The organism is Flavobacterium micromati (assembly GCF_900129585.1).
Lineage (GTDB): Bacteria > Bacteroidota > Bacteroidia > Flavobacteriales > Flavobacteriaceae > Flavobacterium > Flavobacterium micromati.
In genome coordinates this window covers 1-21,056 of the sequence record NZ_FQWF01000012.1, presented here as the reverse complement: position 1 = coordinate 21,056, position 21,056 = coordinate 1, and the positions used below count along the sequence as shown (strand labels likewise).

At 32.7% G+C, this 21,056-nt stretch carries 12 protein-coding genes and 1 pseudogene; 7 read left to right on the top strand and 6 right to left on the bottom strand.

Features of this window, described 5'->3' with window-relative positions:
• Positions 1-214: 214 nt before the first annotated feature.
• From BUB42_RS12920 to BUB42_RS12910, 3 genes are all read left to right on the top strand, one after another.
• Positions 215-2,404, top strand: a complete 2,190-nt coding sequence (locus BUB42_RS12920) for a glutamine synthetase III family protein (RefSeq protein WP_073021094.1) — start codon at positions 215-217, stop codon at positions 2,402-2,404.
• Positions 2,405-2,595: 191 nt separating this feature from the next.
• Positions 2,596-3,795: an AIR synthase related protein gene (locus BUB42_RS12915; protein WP_073021091.1), complete on the top strand. Its 1,200-nt coding sequence runs from the start codon at positions 2,596-2,598 to the stop codon at positions 3,793-3,795.
• Between the two features lie 60 nt (positions 3,796-3,855).
• Entirely contained in the window at positions 3,856-4,215 is a 360-nt protein-coding gene (locus BUB42_RS12910) for a hypothetical protein (RefSeq protein WP_073021089.1), read from the top strand.
• Between the two features lie 198 nt (positions 4,216-4,413).
• Here BUB42_RS12910 and BUB42_RS12905 read toward each other — a convergent pair whose 3' ends face one another.
• The 5 genes from BUB42_RS12905 to BUB42_RS12880 form a co-directional block, all read right to left on the bottom strand.
• Positions 4,414-7,242, bottom strand: a complete 2,829-nt coding sequence (locus BUB42_RS12905; RefSeq protein ID WP_073021086.1) for a M16 family metallopeptidase — start codon at positions 7,240-7,242, stop codon at positions 4,414-4,416.
• Between the two features lie 401 nt (positions 7,243-7,643).
• Entirely contained in the window at positions 7,644-8,177 is a 534-nt protein-coding gene (locus BUB42_RS12900; protein ID WP_073021083.1) for a hypothetical protein, read from the bottom strand.
• Between the two features lie 429 nt (positions 8,178-8,606).
• Positions 8,607-9,725, bottom strand: a complete 1,119-nt coding sequence (locus BUB42_RS12895) for a M12 family metallopeptidase (protein WP_084118347.1) — start codon at positions 9,723-9,725, stop codon at positions 8,607-8,609.
• A gap of 1,271 nt (positions 9,726-10,996) precedes the next feature.
• Positions 10,997-14,206 carry an AsmA-like C-terminal region-containing protein gene (locus tag BUB42_RS12885; RefSeq protein WP_073021350.1) on the bottom strand — a complete coding sequence of 1,070 codons (3,210 nt, stop codon included), beginning with the start codon at positions 14,204-14,206 and terminating at the stop codon, positions 10,997-10,999.
• A 939-nt stretch (positions 14,207-15,145) separates the two neighbouring features.
• Entirely contained in the window at positions 15,146-15,418 is a 273-nt protein-coding gene (locus tag BUB42_RS12880) for a hypothetical protein (protein WP_073021078.1), read from the bottom strand.
• A gap of 227 nt (positions 15,419-15,645) precedes the next feature.
• Here BUB42_RS12880 and BUB42_RS12875 point away from each other — a divergent pair, with 227 nt between their 5' ends.
• Entirely contained in the window at positions 15,646-15,867 is a 222-nt protein-coding gene (locus BUB42_RS12875; protein WP_073021075.1) for a hypothetical protein, read from the top strand.
• Positions 15,840-15,974, top strand: a pseudogene (locus BUB42_RS17010) (IS91 family transposase); the annotation flags it as partial. The gene BUB42_RS12875 and the pseudogene BUB42_RS17010, both read left to right, overlap by 28 nt.
• A gap of 294 nt (positions 15,975-16,268) precedes the next feature.
• On the opposite strand, the gene BUB42_RS12870 reads toward BUB42_RS17010, so the two are convergent.
• A complete protein-coding gene (locus tag BUB42_RS12870) occupies positions 16,269-19,055 on the bottom strand; it encodes an SIR2 family protein (protein WP_073021072.1) in 2,787 nt (928 codons plus the stop codon).
• A gap of 139 nt (positions 19,056-19,194) precedes the next feature.
• Between BUB42_RS12870 and BUB42_RS16765 the strand changes: the two genes are divergently transcribed.
• Both BUB42_RS16765 and BUB42_RS12860 read left to right on the top strand, forming a co-directional pair.
• Positions 19,195-19,611 (top strand): transposase, encoded by a 417-nt coding sequence (locus BUB42_RS16765; RefSeq protein WP_073021069.1) that lies wholly within the window; start codon positions 19,195-19,197, stop codon positions 19,609-19,611.
• Positions 19,577-20,800 carry a transposase gene (locus BUB42_RS12860; RefSeq protein WP_084118345.1) on the top strand — a complete coding sequence of 408 codons (1,224 nt, stop codon included), beginning with the start codon at positions 19,577-19,579 and terminating at the stop codon, positions 20,798-20,800. Before BUB42_RS16765 ends, BUB42_RS12860 begins: the two co-directional genes overlap by 35 nt.
• Positions 20,801-21,056: the final 256 nt, after the last annotated feature.

Sequence of the window (21,056 nt, the reverse complement as noted above, 5' to 3'; positions counted from 1 at the left end):
AATCATATCCTTACTATTTGATATAAATAACACCATTCGTAAAAAAAAATAAAACTCCTATATTTGTGATGTGCTAATTTTTAGCATTATTTTTTGTTAATATGATAAAAACAGGTCTTGATCCATTAAAATTTATAGGTTGATTGTGGAAAATATGATAAATAAATTATCTTTGCAACAAAATAATAGGGGTCTAATTAAATAATCAACATTTATGTCAACATTACGTTTCCAAGCTTTGAGAGAAGCCTCGACTAGAAATCCAGTTAAATTTGAAGAGATTGATAGAAAATCTGCAATATTTGGTTCAAATGTCTTTAATGATAAGGCAATGAAACAATATTTAACTTCTGATGCTTTCAAAGGAGTCCAAGGCGCCGTTCAGCGCGGAACAAAAATAGACAGGAAATTAGCTGATTATATTGCAATGGGTATGAAAGAATGGGCACTTTCAAAAGGAGTGACACATTATACGCACTGGTTTCAGCCACTTACAGGTTCAACTGCTGAAAAGCATGATGCCTTTTTCGAAACTTCTTATGATGGTAGTGATCCAGTAGAAAAATTTGGTGGTGCGCAATTAGTACAACAAGAACCAGACGCATCTAGTTTTCCCAATGGAGGAATTAGAAATACTTTTGAAGCCAGAGGATACACTGCTTGGGATCCTACATCTCCTGCATTTATTTTTGGTACCACTTTATGTATACCTACGGTTTTCATTTCATATACCGGCGAAGCTTTAGACTATAAAACACCACTTTTGCGTGCACTAATGGTTATGGATGATGCTGCGACCGAAGTTTGTAAATATTTTGATAAAAATGTAAAAAAAGTAACAGCAACGCTGGGTTGGGAACAAGAATATTTTTTAATAGATAGTGCTTTAGCTAATTCTCGTCCTGATCTTATGATGACTGGAAGGACTTTACTTGGTCACACATCAGCCAAAGGTCAACAACTAGATGATCACTATTTTGGTTCTATTCCTACTCGAGCTCTTTTATACATGAGAGATCTTGAACAAGAATGCATGTTACTTGGTATTCCAGTAAAAACAAGACATAATGAAGTTGCACCAAACCAATTTGAATTAGCGCCAATATTTGAAGAAACAAATCTTGCCGTGGATCACAATTGCTTATTGATGGATGTAATGGAAAAAGTAGCTGAACGTCACAGTTTTAAAGTCTTATTTCATGAAAAGCCTTTTAAAGGAGTAAATGGTTCAGGTAAACACAATAACTGGTCGCTAGCAACTGATACTGGTGTAAACTTGCTAAGTCCAAGTAAAACACCAATGAGTAATTTACAGTTTTTGACTTTTTTCATTAATACAATTAAGGCGGTAAATGACAATGAATCTTTACTAAGAGCCGCAATAGCATCGGCAAGCAATGACCATAGACTAGGTGCTAATGAAGCTCCTCCAGCAATTATTTCGGTGTTTATTGGTGCGCAATTGACAAAAGTTTTAGCTGAATTAGAAGGCGTAACTGCTGGCAAATTATCTCCTGAAGAAAAAACCGATTTAAAACTAAATGTCGTGGGTAAAATTCCAGATGTTTTATTGGACAATACTGATAGAAACAGAACGTCACCTTTCGCTTTTACAGGAAACAAGTTTGAGTTTAGAGCCGTAGGTTCAAATGCCAACTGTTCAAATGCAATGACTACATTAAACGCTATAGTTGCAAAACAATTAAGGGATTTTAAAATCGAAGTTGATGCTTTGATTGAATCGAAAGACATGAAGAAAGACGATGCGATATTTAATGTCCTTAGAGAATACATCAAGCAATCTAAAAAAATTCTTTTTGAAGGTGATGGTTACAGTGAGGAATGGGAAGTTGAAGCAACAAGCAGAGGTTTGAGTAATTTAAAAACTACTCCCGAAGCACTGAAAGCTAGGATATCAAAGCAATCACTAGATTTATTTTCAGAGTTGAATATTATGAATCATGTTGAAGTTGAAGCACGTTACGAAATTGAACTAGAGGAATACACTAAAAAAATACAAATTGAAGGTCGGGTTTTAGGTGATATTTCAAAAAATCATGTAATTCCAACAGCAATTCGTTACCAAAATACGTTAATTACAAATGTTAAAGGATTGAAGGATATTTTTGGCGAAGACTTTGAAAATATTGCCAAAGAACAAATTTTTCTAATAAAAGAAATTTCGGGTCATATTGAAGGAATCAATTCTAAAGTAGCTGAAATGACTAATGAAAGAAAGATTGCAAATAATATTACGAATGCTCAAGAAATGGCAGAAGCATATTGTAATAAAGTGAAACCGTACTTTGAAATTATTAGGAACCATTGTGATAAACTAGAATTGTTAGTTGACAATGAAATATGGACTCTTACTAAATATAGAGAGTTGCTGTTTACTAAATAATTTTTTACTTACTATTTTAAGAGAGGCCTTCGTGGCCTCTTTTTTATTTTGGTAACGTAATTGCAATTTGTTTTTATTGAAGGCAATTTTCAGTAAATGCTTGTTCAACATCACAATCAAAACCCAAAAAAAATAATTATATTTGCCCCACACAACTATCTGCTTAAAGGCAGGCTTCACAATTATATTAAATGAGTTCAGATACTTCAAAAAGATATGCGCTGCGTGGCGTTTCAGCATCCAAGGAAGACGTGCACAACGCCATTAAAAATATTGATAAAGGTTTATTTCCTCAGGCTTTTTGCAAAATCATCCCAGATTATTTAACACAAGACGATGAGTATTGTTTGATAATGCATGCTGATGGAGCAGGGACAAAATCCTCGTTGGCCTATTTATATTGGAAGGAAACTGGCGATATTTCAGTTTGGAAAGGCATAGCGCAAGATGCATTAATAATGAATATAGATGATTTATTATGCGTGGGTGCGACAGATAATATTTTACTTTCTTCAACTATTGGCAGAAACAAGAATCTAATTTCAGCTGATGTTATTTCAGCAATTATTAATGGTACCGAGGAATTAATAAAAGAACTTGATTCTTATGGAGTAACCATTCATTCTACAGGCGGAGAAACGGCTGATGTGGGCGATATTGTTCGCACAATCATTGTCGATTCAACCGTCACTGCTCGCATGAAACGCAGCAAAGTAATTGATAATGCCAATATAAGAGCAGGAGATGTAATTGTAGGTTTGGCCTCTTTTGGACAAGCAACTTACGAGAAAAGTTATAATGGTGGAATGGGAAGTAACGGATTAACATCAGCGCGACATGATGTTTTTGGAAAATACCTCGCAGCTAAATATCCGGAAAGTTTCGATGCGGCCGTTCCAGAAGATTTAATTTATTCAGGTCAAATAAAATTGACTGATAAAGTGGAGAATTCTCCAATAGACGCTGGAAAATTAGTGCTTTCGCCAACACGAACGTACGCTCCCATTATCAAGAAAATTTTAGATAAATATACTGCTACCGAAATTCATGGAATGGTGCATTGTAGTGGAGGCGCACAAACTAAAATTTTGCATTTTCTTCCCACTGATCAAGAAGGCGTAGATAATTTGCATATTATAAAAGACAATTTATTTCCAGTGCCTCCATTATTTCAACTGATCCAAGAGCAATCCAAAACAGACTGGAAAGAAATGTACCAAGTATTTAATTGTGGACATCGTATGGAAATTTATGTCCCAGAAAGTGTAGCTCACGATATAATTGCGATTTCCAAATCATTTAATGTTGATGCCCAAATTGTAGGTAGAGTTGTTACATCGAATAAGAAGCAATTGACAATTTCCAGTGAATACGGAACTTTCGAATATTAAATAATCCATTGAACAATGCTAGATTTTGACTGGCAGTTTTCAATACTCAACTTTTTTAACATGTACGAATTACTTTTTTGGAATTATTGTGACGGAATTTATTTAAACCACCACGAAGTTTATGAGGACATCTGCGAAGAGCAAATTGACATAGACGGGCTAGAAGCGCTTCCTGTGCAGGTGATCTTCAATAGAATCGCGTCAGTTTTTTCAAAATGGGAAAAAGTAGATGACAGAAGTTGGAAAAATAACAGTGGAGTTGGAGCTTTTCATATCAGATCTACTCCGCAAAGCATAAAAATTGATTGCTACGGTACAGAGGGCAAGACCATGGATGCGTTGGTCAGCATCATGGAAGAATTCAAATGTGCTCTTTATGATCCTCAAGTGCCGCAACGATATGATGAAATGGCCGAATAGTTTTTTTTGAAGCTAATCCAGCACTCCATTACAAGTCCTCCTTTATAAAAATATTTTTCTAAGTCCTGAAAGGAGCTTCTTTCAGTCGCTCTTTCAGGACAAGAAAAATTATTTTTTTGCAGTCCGGGCTTTTCATTTCGATCTGGGCTAGTTGAGATCGGCGGTATGAATCAACAAAATAATCTAATCACTCACGTACTATTTCACCGCTGATTCGTTTAAAAGAATGGGTTTCCCAAAACCTATTTGCTCCAGTTTTTCCAACTGCGTTTCAGCATCACCTACAATCAAATAAATCATTTTATCAGCGTTTAAATATTTATCTGAAAGTAGTTTGACATTTGAGATCGAAATATTTTTTACAATATTTTCTTGGTCCTTTGCATAAGCATCCTTGTATCCATAATTGCTTATATTATAAAGCATCCCCAGCTTTTCATCTAATGTTTCAAAAGCTCTAGCGTTACTTTTTATTAAATATCCTTTAGTCACATCAAGGTCATTTTCGTTGAAGTTTTTACCGTAATCGTTTAGGATTTCTTTGATTAAACTCACTGATTCGAAAGTAATATTTGAGCGAACTCCACTAGCAATACTAAATGCACCTTTGTTATTAGAACCTGAAAATGATGATCCTATGCCATACGTGTACCCTTTTCCCTCGCGCAGTTGCTGTGTGAGTTGTGATGCAAATCCACCTCCGCCTAAACGATAATTCAATATCGTTGCTGCATAAAAATCAGCATCAGTTGCTGCAAGAGCCGGATAACCTATTCTAATTACGGACTGTTTTGCACCTGGAACATCATAAAAATAGATTTTTGATGAAGCAATTGTATTTGTAACTGGTATTTTTGGAAATGTTACGACCTTAGATTTCCATTCTTTATTTAAAGTAGATAACGATTTTATAACTTCATTTTTAGGAACAGCACCTACAATTTGAAATAGAGAGATAGTTGGTGAACCGTTTGCCGTGTAATATTTTTTTAAATCGTCAATTGTAATGTTTTCTAAGCTCTTTTCGTCGCCAATGCGGTTATGAGATAATATCGACTCGTTGCCATAAATTAATTTTTTGAATTCATTTCTAGCAATGCTGTTTGGATCTGCTTTTTGCTGTTGGATTTGACTCAGTGTACTTTGTTTAATCAAATCAAATTCCTTTAAATCCCAACGAGGCTGCAACACTATTTCCTCAACTAACGCAACTGTTGCATTATAGTTTTTTGATAATGTATTTCCAGAAATAATAATGCCTTCATCAGTAGCGTATGCATTAATTGTTGCCCCCAGACTTTCGATAGCGTTTTCTAATTGTTCTGGAGTTTTATTTTTTGTGCCTTTTGTCATCAATTCGGCAAGCATATTTGAAACGCCTATTTTTTCATTTGATTCAAGTAGCATGCCGCCTTTTATTTGCAATTGAAATTGAACTAGCGGCACTTCATTATTCTCAATTCCTATTAAGTGCAAACCTGATGATAATTTACTTTTCCAAACCGTTGGTAATTTAACGTCGGGACTTTCACCATAAGCAGGTTCCGCGCTACGGTCAAATGATGATGCCGTTTTTTGATAAGTTGCTTCAATACTCGAATCAAAAGCATCTTCCTTGCCTTCAACTATTTTTTCTTCTACAACTGTTGCAAGTTTTGACCCAGTTAAAACTAAATCCGATTCGCCTTTTGGCACAAAGCTAGTGGCAATAAAGTTTTTGCCTTGGATATATTTCTGATACACACGCATCACATCTTCTGTGGTTACTGCAAGAATATTTTGTACATCTTGGGTAATATAACTTGGGTTTCCTGCAAAAATCTCATATTGTGCGAGTTGAAAACCTTTCCCCAAAACACTAGATAGATTGGTATAAAAAGCTGTTTCTTGACCCGCTTTGATTCTGCTTAAATCTTGTTGCGAAATTCCATTTGTTTCAAAATCTTTGAATGCTTCATTTATCCCATCCATTACCGCGTTTAGATTGGTTTTTTCAAATGCGGTAACAGTTAACATATATTGTCCCGCGATTTCCGAATTGTATTGATAAATATCTACCGCATCTGTGATTTTTTTATCTTCAACAAGTTTTTTATAAAGCGGTGCTTTTTTACCTTTAGAAAGATAATTACCAAGTACTTCTAGCGCATAACTATCTGGATGGTATTCATAAACAGAAGGCCAAGTCAGCGTGAGTTGTGGTAAAAGCGCAAAATTATCTTCGTAATATAATTTTTTAGTTTCGGTCAAGGTCACCGCTAGTTTCTCTATTTTTGGAATATCTTGACCTCGCTTTATTTCTCCAAAGTATTTTTCTACCCATATTTTTGTTTGATTGACATCAAAGTCTCCAGCAATAGTCAATGTAACATTATTAGGAACATACCAGCGATTGTAAAAACTTTTTACATCTTCTAAAGTAGCATTTTGCAAATCTTCTAGTGAACCAATTACCTCCCAATTGTAAGGGTGTGTCTCAGGGTATAAATTTTTCGAAATTACAGAAGAAGTGTGCCCGTAAGGTCTATTGTCATAGCTCTGTCTTTTTTCGTTTTTCACCACTTGTTTTTCCTTGGCTAAAACCGGTTCGGTAACAGTATTAATAAAATAACCTAACTTGTCGGCTTCAGCCCATATCATTTTTTCTAATGCATCTTTTGGAACAGTTTGAAAATAATTAGTTCGGTCACGACTCGTCGAGCCATTTGCTCCTTCGCCACCTATTCTAGCACTCATTTTATCCAATCCTCCTTTACCTAAATTCTCCGATTCTAAGAAAAGTAAATGTTCAAATAAATGTGCAAATCCAGTTCTGCCCACTTTTTCTCGGGCTGAACCTACATGGCTTGTTAACGCAACTGCAACGACAGGATCTGATCTATCAATGTGAAGAATAACTTGTAATCCGTTTTTTAAAGTAAATTTTTCGAATTCTACTTTAAAGTCTTTGGATTTTTCATTCTGGGAATAATTTGTAAATGAAATAGAAAGAAATAAATAGAGTAGGAGTAAGTATTTTGATTTCATAATTTAGTAAAGATTATTAGTATTAAAATCTGTTATTTCGAGCCACTAAATTAGTAAAAAATTGCAATAAAACTTGAAAATGATTTTAGGTCATCTTTGGCCAAGTGACCGATACTACTTATTTATAAAAATTAAATTTAAATTTATTATCGTAAGCCAGCTAAATGTTAATTGGCTTTTTAGTAAGTGCTTTTATAAATCTTTTTACGTTTCTAAACATTTACTTTGCGTAATTGTTGCTAAAGTCAGACTATGAAAATGCGTCACTTTTATTTTTTTAAAATATTATTTGTTTTACTTACCAACAAAAAAAGTCCGATATAAAAAGCATACGACATAACCATCATTATTTATTGTGATGGTAATAAAGTCCATAATGAAGTTTTTTATTATTTTTTATTTTAGTTCAATGACCCCTCTATTTCTAACTCCTTGCGGTAAGTGTCAAATTTTTCTCTAAAGACCTTTTCAGCTTTATGCGGAAAATCATAAGTAAAAACTAAACGAGTTTCTTTATCGTTGTTATCTAACCTTCTCTTTTTGTACTCTTGTAACCAATTATCGTAATGGTTAATAAATTCTTCGGCATGCGGTATCAATTCAGTAGGCAGTAAAAAACCTTTCGTAAGTAGTAAATCTAAAATGGTTTCATTACATTCTTTTAAGATTTTCTCGCGAAATTCATTATTGGCATCATACTTTTTAAGAGTAAGTTTACTTCGTATTAATTGCAGCATAATGGGGGCTAGTAATTCCTCAAGAGACCTCAGTTTAAAATTGAACCGAGCAGTAAAAAAAGTCCCTCGCTTGTTGAATTCTTCTTCAATAGTTTTTTTCATTCGTTCTTCTCTTTTGTTTAATAAATAGCCTAAGATTCCCGAAATCAAGATTGTTTCGATACAGATTTTGATAATCAATTGTGTTATTGTTTCCATTTTTATTTAAATTGATGTTGCTTTATAAAAAAGCATAAATTGTAGATAGCTAATATTACACCTGTTTTTTTGATAAATCCTTGAATTTTTATATTATTTATTTCTGCTACAATTATCATGTCCCATGTCAAATTATTGTGAAAGAGCAATTCTTTAGAATCTATGTATAATTCTCAAAAAAAACCACAAATGAATTCTCTTCAGAAACTCTATCTAGTCTATATCAAAAAATCGTTTGTAACACTTATTTGGATATTTTTTAAATTCTAGCATCACAGGAATGAATAATTGGATTTTTAAAAAATTCCAAAGGATAAGGGTTTATCCCTTGGAATCATGACGATTGTAACACCAGAAAGGTTAATCGAAAATTAGTTTGGTTTAAAAACTCTTGGAAAGAATATAATTGTATTGTAATTTAATGGTATCTTAAAAAATCATAAGTGAACCAGCTCCTTCTTCCCCAGCGTAAAATAGCCGCACTCGGATTATATATTCCCGGCCCCTTATTAGGCGCATATTAATTTTTGCATTGTAATCCTTTCCGCTATCATCATCTCCTGAAAGATATAGTTCTCCTGTGGTCGTTTTCTCAAATATAACCATCACCATATCCATAGTTCCAAATGTTTCAATCGTATATTTTCGGGAACGGGTTGGTTTGAACGTAAAGTTTTTTTGCTGACCAGGCTTTACATTAATCGGTTTGGATTGATTTAGTTCCAAACGGATGTAGTCAGCAGCGGCAATCGGTGGATAAAACTTCTTAATAAACTCTCTGTCTTTTGCGGAAAGCCCACCTGCAGGAGTAATGCCGTTTCTAAACTCCGTAGGCGACAAGATCAGACCTGGGCCGAATGGATAATGCATGATCGAATTCGGGTCGTGGGTTGATCCTTCTACTTCCCCAATAGGCAATTTTCGTATAATATTGTGAAATGTTTTTTCACGAGACCATCGGTTTGGTGGTTGAGCCAGCGCAGTATAAACTGCTTCTTCATTCCAGACAATTCCTGCAAGCGGATTCTGGTGCTCATGTGGACTGCCAAGTGTGTGACCTATTTCATGAACCGTAGTATCCACATCAGTTGAAATATCCCAACCAAAATTCATCGTTCTTTCATTAGGTGAAGGAACTTGATCGATAATATCCCGTCCAACATACGACCAAGCTCCATCGCCACGTAGAAAACCAATGCGTATTTCTGCCTCATTACGGTCGTTCGTTTCTTCGAAAATCAAGCCGATTCCTTCTTGCTTCCATGTATTAAAGCCTTTTTTTACGCTGGCAATTTGTGATGCTGTTCCTTTCCAGGTTGCAGGAGATCCGTCGCTGCTTCCGTTAAAAAAGTAATACTTGAGTGTAGTCCCGTTGAGCCATTTTTTCATAATCAGCTGGATCAATTCCATTCGGTGCATGCTTACGGAAGGAGCAAACACTCTTTCCGGCAATTCGATTAATGAGCAATAGTTAGGTGTTTTTACATTTGCATCTTTACTTTTTCCATCCAATGATGCTGTGGATTTTAATGTTTTTGTTGTTACCATGATTTTAATTTTTAAAGGGTGAAATATTTATTTATAGCAATTCTATATTCTAATTCGATTTATATTCAAAATGGATAGATTTATTAATACGATTTATTCATTTAAACTTCTTAAATCTTCAAAAAAAATTAAAATCTTTTGCAAAGTCTAGTAGTTTCAATCTATAATTCCGCTTTACAATTTGAAAGCCGTTAGGTCGATAATCTTGCTTGTTAATTATATCTATTTTTATCAGTATAGAATATGGTTCCGCAATCAAAAACAGTAGAATTAAGTGGTTTAATGCAATTGGAAGCGATCTTCAAATTGTTTATGTTTAATTGCTTTCTGTTTATTTTTGCCGTTTTCTCATTTAAATCGGGGTATAATTTAAAATAAGAGGTAATATTAATTTGTTTAATTGCTTTCAAAGAAAAAACCTTATCCAAACTAATTTTGATTTAAAATCATGTAAATATATTAGTTTTTCAGAATAAAAAAAAACTTTATTAAAAGATAAACAATTGATATGTAATGTATTGAAGTCAGAAAGGGTTAAAAAGTAACCTTAAAAGCTATAAGAGAAGCTAATACTTTTAAGTGCCATTTTAGTAGATTTTAATCTAATAAAATAAGAATCAAAAATTGGCACAAGAATGTTTAAGCTTTTCAACGCTCAAAAGTGAAGGAAAACACTAATGATACGACTCGATATGTATTGTAAAAAATTAGGTTTCCTTGCCTCTTGATCCTGATCATTCGAGATTTTGATAATAAAAATAATCTTAATAAAACTTCCGTATTTTTCTCAGAAATAAGTGAAATTTGGAGTTGTGGAAATTTCTGTAATGTTAATATAACATACGATAACAAAGAATTAATTTGGATATAGAAGATGAAAAATTGCGGTTTAAAAAAACCGCTAGATTATTTCCAAATCATATTAAGTTTAACAGAGAATAAAACTTCATCCCGCAGACAAATCTTCCTCACCTCTAAAAGACATATACCCGCTCCCCTAAGTCTATATGAAAAACCGTGGCTGCTCTGCGAAGGTCTCCGAATTCGCAGTCACGCAATTTATATTGATAAGCGGCGAACTAGGAGGTATTATTTTGATTAGAAGAGAAAAGGCTTCGAGTCAGAGACCAGCGAAGAGCCGCAGTTAAACTTCGTAGAGCTGAGGGTGTGTGTTTTGATTTTCAAAAGCCATTGTACCTAAACAAATTTCACTGCTTTTTATGTTAATATTTGGAAGCGAGTTATTCTTAGCTGATTTCTATATCTTCAAACTAAAAAGTTTCCTTCTTTTTAAAACCTTTTCCTTTTTTAAGTTCTTTGTTTTTTTCCATTGAAATTTTAAAGTCATCAGGTGTTCCTGCAATCTTTAAATTCATGTAATTTATTTTCTTATTGGGATCTTTAGATATAATTTCATCTTCTTGATTAGGGTCAACTTCTTCTGGTTTTTTACCAAAAAGTTTTTGAAACGCTACATTTGTTACCAATTTTAATGGAATTCGTAAATAATATTCCATATTCAATTTCATGTCTTGTTTTCCAGAAAGTTCAATAAAACCAAGAGAAGAATTAACAACCATATTAGGCAAAATTAACTTACCATTTTCTAATTGCAATCGATTTTCCAGTTTATCAAACAAAATTTTAGATAAATTTTTATTTTTAAAGAAATCTGCCAAAGCTTGCATAGGACCAAAATTATCTAATCTTCCGTTTTCTATAACAACATCCATTTGTAAATGTGACTCGTCAATTCTTGGCGTTAAATCGGTATGTAATAAAATTTTTCCTTTGATTGTTCCGCTAAAAATACCGTGTAAATTTTCAGAAACCATTTTATCTTGTCCAAAATTATCAAACTTAAACAACACTTGATCTAGATTTACTTTCTGAATTTTTAAATCGGGATTCAAATAAATATTCTTAGGGTCGGAACCGTTTAAATATCCTTTGACGTTCACCAAACCTCCAGCTGCATTAAAGTGACAATCATCAAAATACACAAAATGGTTTTCTTTTAATCGCACCTTGGCATGCAAAGATTTAATTAAATATTTATGGTAATTTAAATGACTAATAACAGCTTCTATAGTCATATTTTTAAACGGAGCTTCAAATAAGTTAAACACCTTGTCATGATCTATTTTTTTTGTTGAACTTGTAGGTGTTTCTTGATAACTAATCAATTCGTCAAAATCTAAATAACTTGACTGAAAGTTGATATAATCACCGTTTGTTTTGTAAGATTCGTTGTTTTTTAGGTGATATTTTCCGCTCAATAAAAAGTTACTTTTACCAATTTTTCCTGAAATTTTATTTAGTTGTAATATATTATTTTCGGCATGAATATTTCCTTTAAATTGTTCAAAATTTATGGGATGTACTTTTAGTTTCCCTTTAAATTCGTCTAAATAAAAATCGGTAGATTGTAGTGAATCTTTGTAATGTAGCGCTACTCTTCCGTGCATTTTTAATTGCTTTATGTCTTCATTTCTGTACTCTTCTGGAACAAAATTTTTCCCTTTATAAGAAAATAAATCTTTAAAATGAATTTCGTTAGAAACTAAATCAAACTCCAATTGAGTATCTCCCATTTTTTTTTCGGCCAACCACAGATTGTAATTTATTATTTTTCCGTCAAAATGAAAATCGGTTTCATCAATTTTACCATCAAATTTAGAGACGGCAATTTCGTTTTCTGCAATTTTTATAACACAATTAAAATCGTGAAATGCATGTGGATAATTTTCTAATTTGGCATAAAAATCTTGAATAAAATAACTGCCTATTGGCAACGAATTTGACTGTAAAAAAGTATTTGCTGCGCCGTTAAATGCTAAGTCTAATTTTAAATTTCGAACTTTTTCATCAAAAGGTTTTTGTTTTATAGTATCAAAAGTGGTTAATTCTTTGAAATCTAATAATTTTGATTTAATGTGTATTTCAGAGAGTACTTCGCCGTTTGTTTGATGAATTATTGCAGGAACATTATTAATTTTTCCACTTACTTCTAAGTTTGATTTTCCAAGTTGCAAACGACAATACTCCATTTTAAAATTATTGCCATCCATGGTTGCCTTTAAGTTTACATTTTTTACGGGCAAATGATAACTGTCTGATTTAAAGTTTAAATTAGTAATTAATAATTCTGAAAAATAGGATTGATTGAATTTTTCCAAACTCTTTTCGGGTTGAGATAAATCTATAATATCATGAAAATTCATACTTAATTGCACATTTCCTGTTAAATTGGACAAGTCATTTAAATTTAAAAATTTAGAAATAAATTCTAAGTCAAAATCAGAATCTAATTTCAAATCTATCTCTGGAGAAGCAAAGTTTATTACTTTTAAATTTCCTTTAAACCTACCTGCTTCTGGTTTTGCAGTAAAATCGTTTAAAAAAAAAGCACTAGTTTCTAAATTTCTTTTGGCACCATTTGTAAAATAGGCATTAAAAGCCAATCCGTCCAGTTTTTTGTGGGTGATGGTATTGTCAAAAAAGCCGTTTTTACAACCAAATTTTGCCTCGACAGCCGGTAAATTTCCGTTAGACGATTTCCCTTTAATAGTGGCTAAGAAAAAGATTTCACCTTGATTGTCGTATTTTTGCAAAGTTGGAATCAAGTCTTCTGGAGCAAAAGCAATTAACAAATCAAAATTAGGTTTTTTACCCGTAAAGTCTAAATTCATATTAAATTCATCGTCAATATCAATGCTTCCGTGCATACCAAAAAGCCCATTTTCTAATTTTACTGTTGAAGGTTCAAATTTTAAAATGTTTGTTTTTTTGTGAAATGAAAAGTCGGTTGCTAACTCAAAATGTTTGTTTTTAACAAAAGTGGTGTCTTTATCTTTAATGATGTTGAACACAAAAGCAGCGTCTAAGCGCATTTTTATTTGTGTCTGATCTTTTTTGAAATAAGTTTCGGCTTTATCAATAAACGCTTCTAATGTTAATGTATCGACTAAATTGGTTTTTAGAATATCTACGTTTTTGATTTTGATTTTTTGTAAATCTATATGAAATTCTTCTTCTAAATCAACAACTTCATTTACCGGTTCAAAAGCTTTTACTAAATTAAATGTATTGTCTTTATACTGTATAATATTGATTTTACCATTAGCTAATTTTATGGTTTTAATATCAAATTTGCCGCTAATTATGGTCCATAAATCAAAACCTATATAAACATCTTGAAGGTTAATAATAGCTTTTTCGGTAGGTTCTTTGGATTCAAAAACCTGAAAATTTTTTAGATCAATTGAAATATATGGAAAGTTTTCAAAAGGCGAAATTTCTGTTCCTGAGAATTCAATTTTTCCCTTAAAATCTTTGTTAGTATTTGCTAGTAATTCTTGAACAATGCCATCTTTTTTAAGAGTAATGACCGATGTTATTATGGCTAGAAATAGTATTGGAATTCCGATAAAAATTGCGATTACTTTTTTCCAATTTTTTTTATTTTTAAAAATACTCATTGCGATAATTTTTTGGGGCATGATAAAACAAAAGTATAACTTTTAAAAAAATGTGAATATTCAGGCTGTTGCAAAAAACTAATAGTTATCAACAATTCGAGATTTTGATTTTGAAAAAACACACTGTTTCACTAACAATTGTTGATTGTTTTCTAACACTTTATTCTTGATTTATCAGATGAATCCGCTCATCTAAATCTATAAGAAAAACCGTGCCTATTCTGCGAACGTGTCCGGCTTCGCAGCCAACCAGTATATATTGATGAGCGGAGAACCAGAGGTAGTATTTTAATTAAAAGATAAAAGACTTCGAAGTCAGCCCCGATAGCTTTCGGGGATCATAGAGCAATCAAGTTTTTTAATGGACATTTGCGGAGATCAGTTTAAATTCAATGTCTTAAATGAAAAATTCAGTCAATTTATTTTGACTTTTATAAAATGTTGTAAAAGTCAAAAATAGGATTGTTATTAGTTATAATGTTTGTTTCACTCTGCTTGTTGCTAAAGGCAGTCTGTGAAAAAACCTTAGTTTTATTTCTTAGAAATATAGCCAAATTATTACGTACAAAACCAAGAAAGTTTGTAGATTTTAGGATGTAACATATATCATTTAAAGCCTCAAAGACAACTTAAATTCTGACTAAATAATTTCAATCAAAAATACGACCTTAAATTTTAGCTATCACTTAGGAGCCGAAGCTCTGAGAATTTAAAAGAGAAATATGATATAAAAGAGCAAAAACTAATTGTGGCAGTATCAAAAAAGTTAGACTAATTTTTTCCGTCATAAGTGTACGGAGGACTAAAAGTTGTTTTTAACTTTTCTAGTAAGACGTTTTAAAACTATTTTCTACTTTAAAATCCCGCTGACGCAAGACCTCTGTATTGTGCTTTAAGCGGCACACAGTTACGTCTCGCTTATGCGCCTGCCGAAAAAGTTTATTTTATTTTTTTTACTAACATAAAAGTATGTCTTGGCTCACCATACATTAATATTGTTCCGCCACCTATAGTAGTGTAGGCAAAACCTTGTTCGTTAAGCTGATTTAAAACTTTAATTACGGGCGTAAAATCTTCACGATCGTCGGTCTTTTCCTTTTTCCACTCATTTTCTGTTGCTGGTTCAGTACCTTTTGTCACACGAATATAATTTCTTTTACCACTTTGGATGACGTCAACAATTGCGTACTCTTCTGTTCTAGAATTATTCATTGTTTTCTTAGTGATATAAGAAGAAAGGAATATTGATAGTGTTAGGAGGCAAAGTCCTGTTAGGATAATTGATTTTGTTTTAATCTGTCTGTTTTTTAAGTTGTCTATTTGTCGATTCGGAATTCGTCCGCTTATTGCTAATAACGGCAGTCTGTGAAAAAACTACCGTTTTATTTGCATCAAATATAGTATTTTTGATGTAAGCGAGAAAATTTGTACATTTAAAGATGCAACATATATCTGGAATATCGCGTCAACAGTTACAAATAAGTAGTTTACAAGATAAAATCGCCTCAGATAATCCCATACGTTTTATTGAAGCTTTTGTAGAGCACATCTCACTCGAAGCACTTGGTTTTGCAATACAAACTATAAAATCCGAAGGCCACCCCAGTTTTGACACTAAGCTGTTTCTTAAATTTTTTTACACAAATGCCCTTGCTGCATAACAGGCAATTTACATAGAAAAGCTGGTTTTGACCAGCTTGGTCCTCCTCCCGTAGTGTCGGGATGGTATCTTGGCGATAACCACAGCTCAAGTCCTTGTATAAGTTAACTTTATGGGTAAGGGAAGTTGTAACTAATCCCGAAACTTGGGGAAAGGAAAACAAGAGAAAAACCGACCTTTTTGTACCGCAAAAAAAAAGGGACTCTAAATCCTCTTGATATTCATTAATATACTTTACGATAACTCCATAGTGTTGACGGCTTGTAATCGGTTCCAGCCTGTCCGCTGCGGAGGATTCAACCGCGGGTTCATTACTTCGTCCGTTCGCTGTCGCTCGGGTGTTCGTTGGCCGCGGCGAACGCAACGAAATCCTAGCTGTTATAGGCATGTGCTTCTTTTTCTTTAAAATATTGCCATTCTATTACTTTCTTTATGTCTTTTTATAGCGGTCTTTAATATTTCAGAAATTTTTTCTAAGCCCGTTACACTTTTATTTGCAATCAAATAGTCAATTTGGCTGTCTAACATATACAAAATTGTAGAGAATCTACTTCCATCTTTATATTGTTCTAAATACGTTTCTGTCAATTGTGCCAATTCCGTTGATAACTCTTTAAAGTCAAAGATTACTAAAGTATTTTCAAAGATGATTCGCTTTTCAATTTCTTCTTCATCATTAATGTTAATGGATAATGTAAACCTCTTGATTTTATCTTTGATTTTTGGAGTTGAAATTTCGTAAATGTTTAAGATGAAATTTTGTGTGATTTGTATTTTTTCTGAAATTGCATATGTTTTTACTTCAGTAAGTAACTTGTCAATTATTACTTCATTTTGAAACACCACTTTTCCTAAACTAGCGTAACCATATAGATTGGAAAGTTCGTTGCGTGTTAAGGCAATGTATTCGTGTCCAGTAAATTTTTTATACACTAATTTGTTTATAAAAGTTTCAATCATATTTATCAAAAATTCCTTGTCTATTTTCAGCTTATAAAGATTATGCTGAATCCCCATAAACAGATTAATAGATTCAAATATGGTTAGCGTATTTTTCCCGTCTTTTAATATTTTACTAATTATTGCAAAAATACGCTTTGCGTCTTCTTTATTGTTCTTTAAAAGTGAAAGAATGAACATTGTATTTTTAATATAATGTTCAAAACCGTTGAAAGGTTTTTCTGATGATAAATATTGCTTTGTTATATTTTCAAATACTGTATTGATTAGCCAACCTTTTAAATCTTCATCAAGTTCTAATTTCCCTTTGTTTGTCGAGTTCTTGTCGTAATATTCGTCAAACAGTATACGCAAATCCTTATAGTCAATGTATTTAATGCAGGAATACAATTCTGTTTTTGAAAGAGTAACAGTTTCCTTTTGGATTTGTCTGATTAAGGCAATGCTTACAAACGATTTATTGATTGACTTATATTCGTTATAATCCTCAATCATTATTTTGTTTTTCAAAACAAAATTCACAAGGTTTTCATGCTTGGATGAAAATTGATAAACATCGGAGTTGAAAATCATGCCACCTGATTTTATTGTTCTTTTGTCTTCTTCCTTTTTTCTTAAATCATTAGAGACCCTATAGGCGTATCTGTAAAGGAAAGAAAAATCAACAAACTCATAAATAGGTTCTAATGCAAACTTTAAATCCTTAGTCAGATTTTGATAACGTTCTTTTAAATTATATTCTTTAATGTTTTTGTATTTGTCTTGTGTTTCAAAATGACTAAAGCTGAATTTTAATTTATGTAACAAAATATTTCGGTTAAACATTGCAATGAATAACTTCGTGTAGTTTCTTTGCTTTAAGCAAATTTTTATTGTGTCTTCAATTTGTGCAAACGCTTCTTCTATCTTATCTAAATTTTTTAATTTAAGGGCTAACTCAAATATTTCATCCAATTCAGAATCCTGCTTTGTTAAAACTTTAAAGTCAAAGTCAAAGTAAACATTCTTCTCATCTAAATCTTCAATTTTTAAATAATCTTGAAATGCAATATATTCTTTATCATGGTTTTTAATATCATTTTTTGAAATAACTATTCCCTTGATTCTGGCTTTACGTAAAATCTCAAAAATTTTAAGAATCTTAGGCAAAGGTTTCTTTGTATCATGCTCAATTCCGTATAGAATTTCTCTAAATTTTTCGTGTATTGCTCTAATTGGTTTGTTTATATCGTAAGTCAAAAGTTCATCATAAAATTCTAAGATAGGCGTAGAATCATCATCGTATATGTAGCCGCAATTTGTTAAAGCAATTTGTATTTGTTCAATAAGAATACCATCTAGTTCGTTTAAGGTTTCAAGCTTGTTTAGAATGAAATCAATCGTTTCCATTGAGTTGTTAGCTACATTTACTTCATCCTTTGTCAATATTCTTGACAGAAACGTGAGCATTTTTTTTGAATAATCGTCTAAGTCGTCTTTTATTTGAAATTTATCGTTATCGGTTTCCTCGAGAACTATTGTTGTAATTCCATGATTTTCCATGTATTTAATTTGATTGTCATTGCGTTTGTATGTAATCAAATACATTGGCGGTTTCACGTTAGAATAATTTTGAATCCACTTTACAATCTGTTTTAAATTGGTGTCATTATATGAATAACCAATAAACACAACAGTATGTGTAGAAAGAATGCTTTTTACATAATTTTCAACTAAAGGGAATAAGAGGTTGTATTTTAAATAATCATCTTCTTTAAAAACAATATTATGATTTTTAAAATCACCATGCATCTTTATTAGTTTATTCTGTAAGGATGATTTGACCAAATCAATGTCTGAGCAAACCACATCATATATATAGGCATTCTCTTGTATTGTTTTCTCTAATAGACTGTCCCAATTTGTAGTAATAATAACATGGGGATTAATATCAAAAATTAGCTTGTGAATTATAGATGGAGAAATGTGTTCAGGAAAATATTCCTTAAGTTTTTTGTAGTAAATAAATTCACCAAAGGCTAAATAATAAAGTTGAGCAATCTTTAAAAAATCACTTTCATTTTCTATTTCTAATTCATCCTTTAAATCTTCAATTAAGTCATTCCATGAAGGAAGCTTTACTGTTTTTGTTTCTGAACTTTTTGAGATTCCCGCACCAACGAAAACTGCTAAACTATTGTCATTATTAGCTGAAATTATTGTCTGAATGTATTTCTTTTCTGTCTTCATAAGTGTCTAGCAACGGCGTCTATTAGCGGTGTCTGTTAGCATTGCCCATAACGGCAGTCCGTGAAAAAACTTCCGTTTTATTTGCATCAAATATAGTATTTTATTTTGGATATAAGCGAGAAAATTTGTACATTTAAAGATGCAACACATCTCCGGAATATCGCGTCAACAGTTACAAATAAGTAGTTTAGAAGATAAAATCGCCTCAGATAATCCCATACGTTTTATTGAAGCTTTTGTAGAGCATATCTCACTTGAAGCACTTGGTTTTACGGTACAAACTATAAAATCCGAAGGGCGCCCCAGTTTTGACACTAAGTTGTTTCTTAAAATCTATTTATACGGTTACTTAAATGGCCTTAGAAGTTCTAGAAAGTTAGAAAAAGAGTGCTTTCGCAATATCGAATTACAATGGCTTTTAGAGGCTATTTGCCCAAATTATCATAGTATTTCTGATTTTAGAAAACAAAACCCAGCTGGGCTTAGAAAACTATTCAAACTCTTTGTTTCTTTTTTGAAAGATGCCGACCTGCTTGCTGGTAACCATCGCAATTGACGGTACAAAAAGTAGAGCGCATAACAGTAAGAAAGCTAATTTTAATCAAAAGAAAATTGACAAACACTTGGCTTGCATTGAAGAAAAGACAGAAGAATATCTAACCCAACTAGCTCAAAATGACTTAAAAGATAGCAGTGTCAAAGTAACTAATATTCAAGAGAAAATAGAACGCTTAAAGAAGAATAGACTAGACTATGAACTTCTGCAAAAAAAACTAGAAGAGAGTGGATCTGCTCAGATAAGTACCACCGATGAAGATGCTCGCGCGCTTTTGGTTCAAGGAGTAGTAGTTGAGATAAGTTACAATATCCAAGCAGCAGTGGATAATAAACACAATTTAATTGTAGCTACCCACACCATAAATCGCAATGATCTTAACGCCTTAGGAGCTATCGCTTTGGAAGCAAAAGAAAACTTGGGCGTAGATACTTTCACCGCTTTGGTAGATAAAGGCTACCACAATGGAAGGGAAATTGCCCAATGCATAAAGCATAACATCACCACCATTGTAGCCCATCCTACGCCAGGCACAAGTAAAGAAAGTGTCACGCAACCAGATTATTTAGTAGCCAAATTTATCTACAATAAAGCCGATGACACTTACACCTGTCCCCAAGGAGCAACTTTAAAAACTACAGGAAGATGGCATAAAAAAAGTGGGCGAACAGAACAAAGCGGTTATCAATTCAAGAAATATCGAACTTCCTCTTGCAAGGAATGTCCCGCGAAACATCTTTGTACAGCAAGACCTGCTGGCAGGGAAATAGACCGCAGCGAGTACGCCCAAGCTGTTGAAGAAAACAACAAACGCTATCAGGAAAACCCACAATTGTATCGCAAACGACAAGAGATAAATGAACATATCTTTGGAACTATAAAAAGGCAATGGGGTTATAATCACACCAATTTAATAGGACTTGAAAAAGTAAATGGCGAACACAGTTTAATCATGCTCGTGTACAACATCAAACGCACGATGAATATTCTGGGAATTCCCGATTTAATTGATAAAATCCAGAAATGGAATGCAAAATACCCACCAAAAGGGTATGCCTTGATCATAGCGACCTTTTTTAAGCTCTTCTGCGAGTTCAAAATTATCAAACAATTATTTCTATCTCTAAAAACCGCCTCGCTTACAAGCGAGTTTTGTGCGAATAGGAAAGGAGTTATTGAATTAATTTGAGCAAAAGTGGGGTAAATTCACAGCCTGACGGTTTGCAGCTTTGCGAGGTTGCGAACTTCGGAACCGAGATTTTTCTGCTAAGATAAAATTTCTTGCGAAAGATAAACTTGAATTTTGCACTTATTTCGCAATCTCGCAAAACCGCTGTTGAACTAAACCTACGGTAGTGTTTTGCCTGAAAATGTTAGTACTTTGTAAATATATATAAAACAAATTAAAATGATAAAAAAAAGAAGATGAAGTAGTTGTACCAACT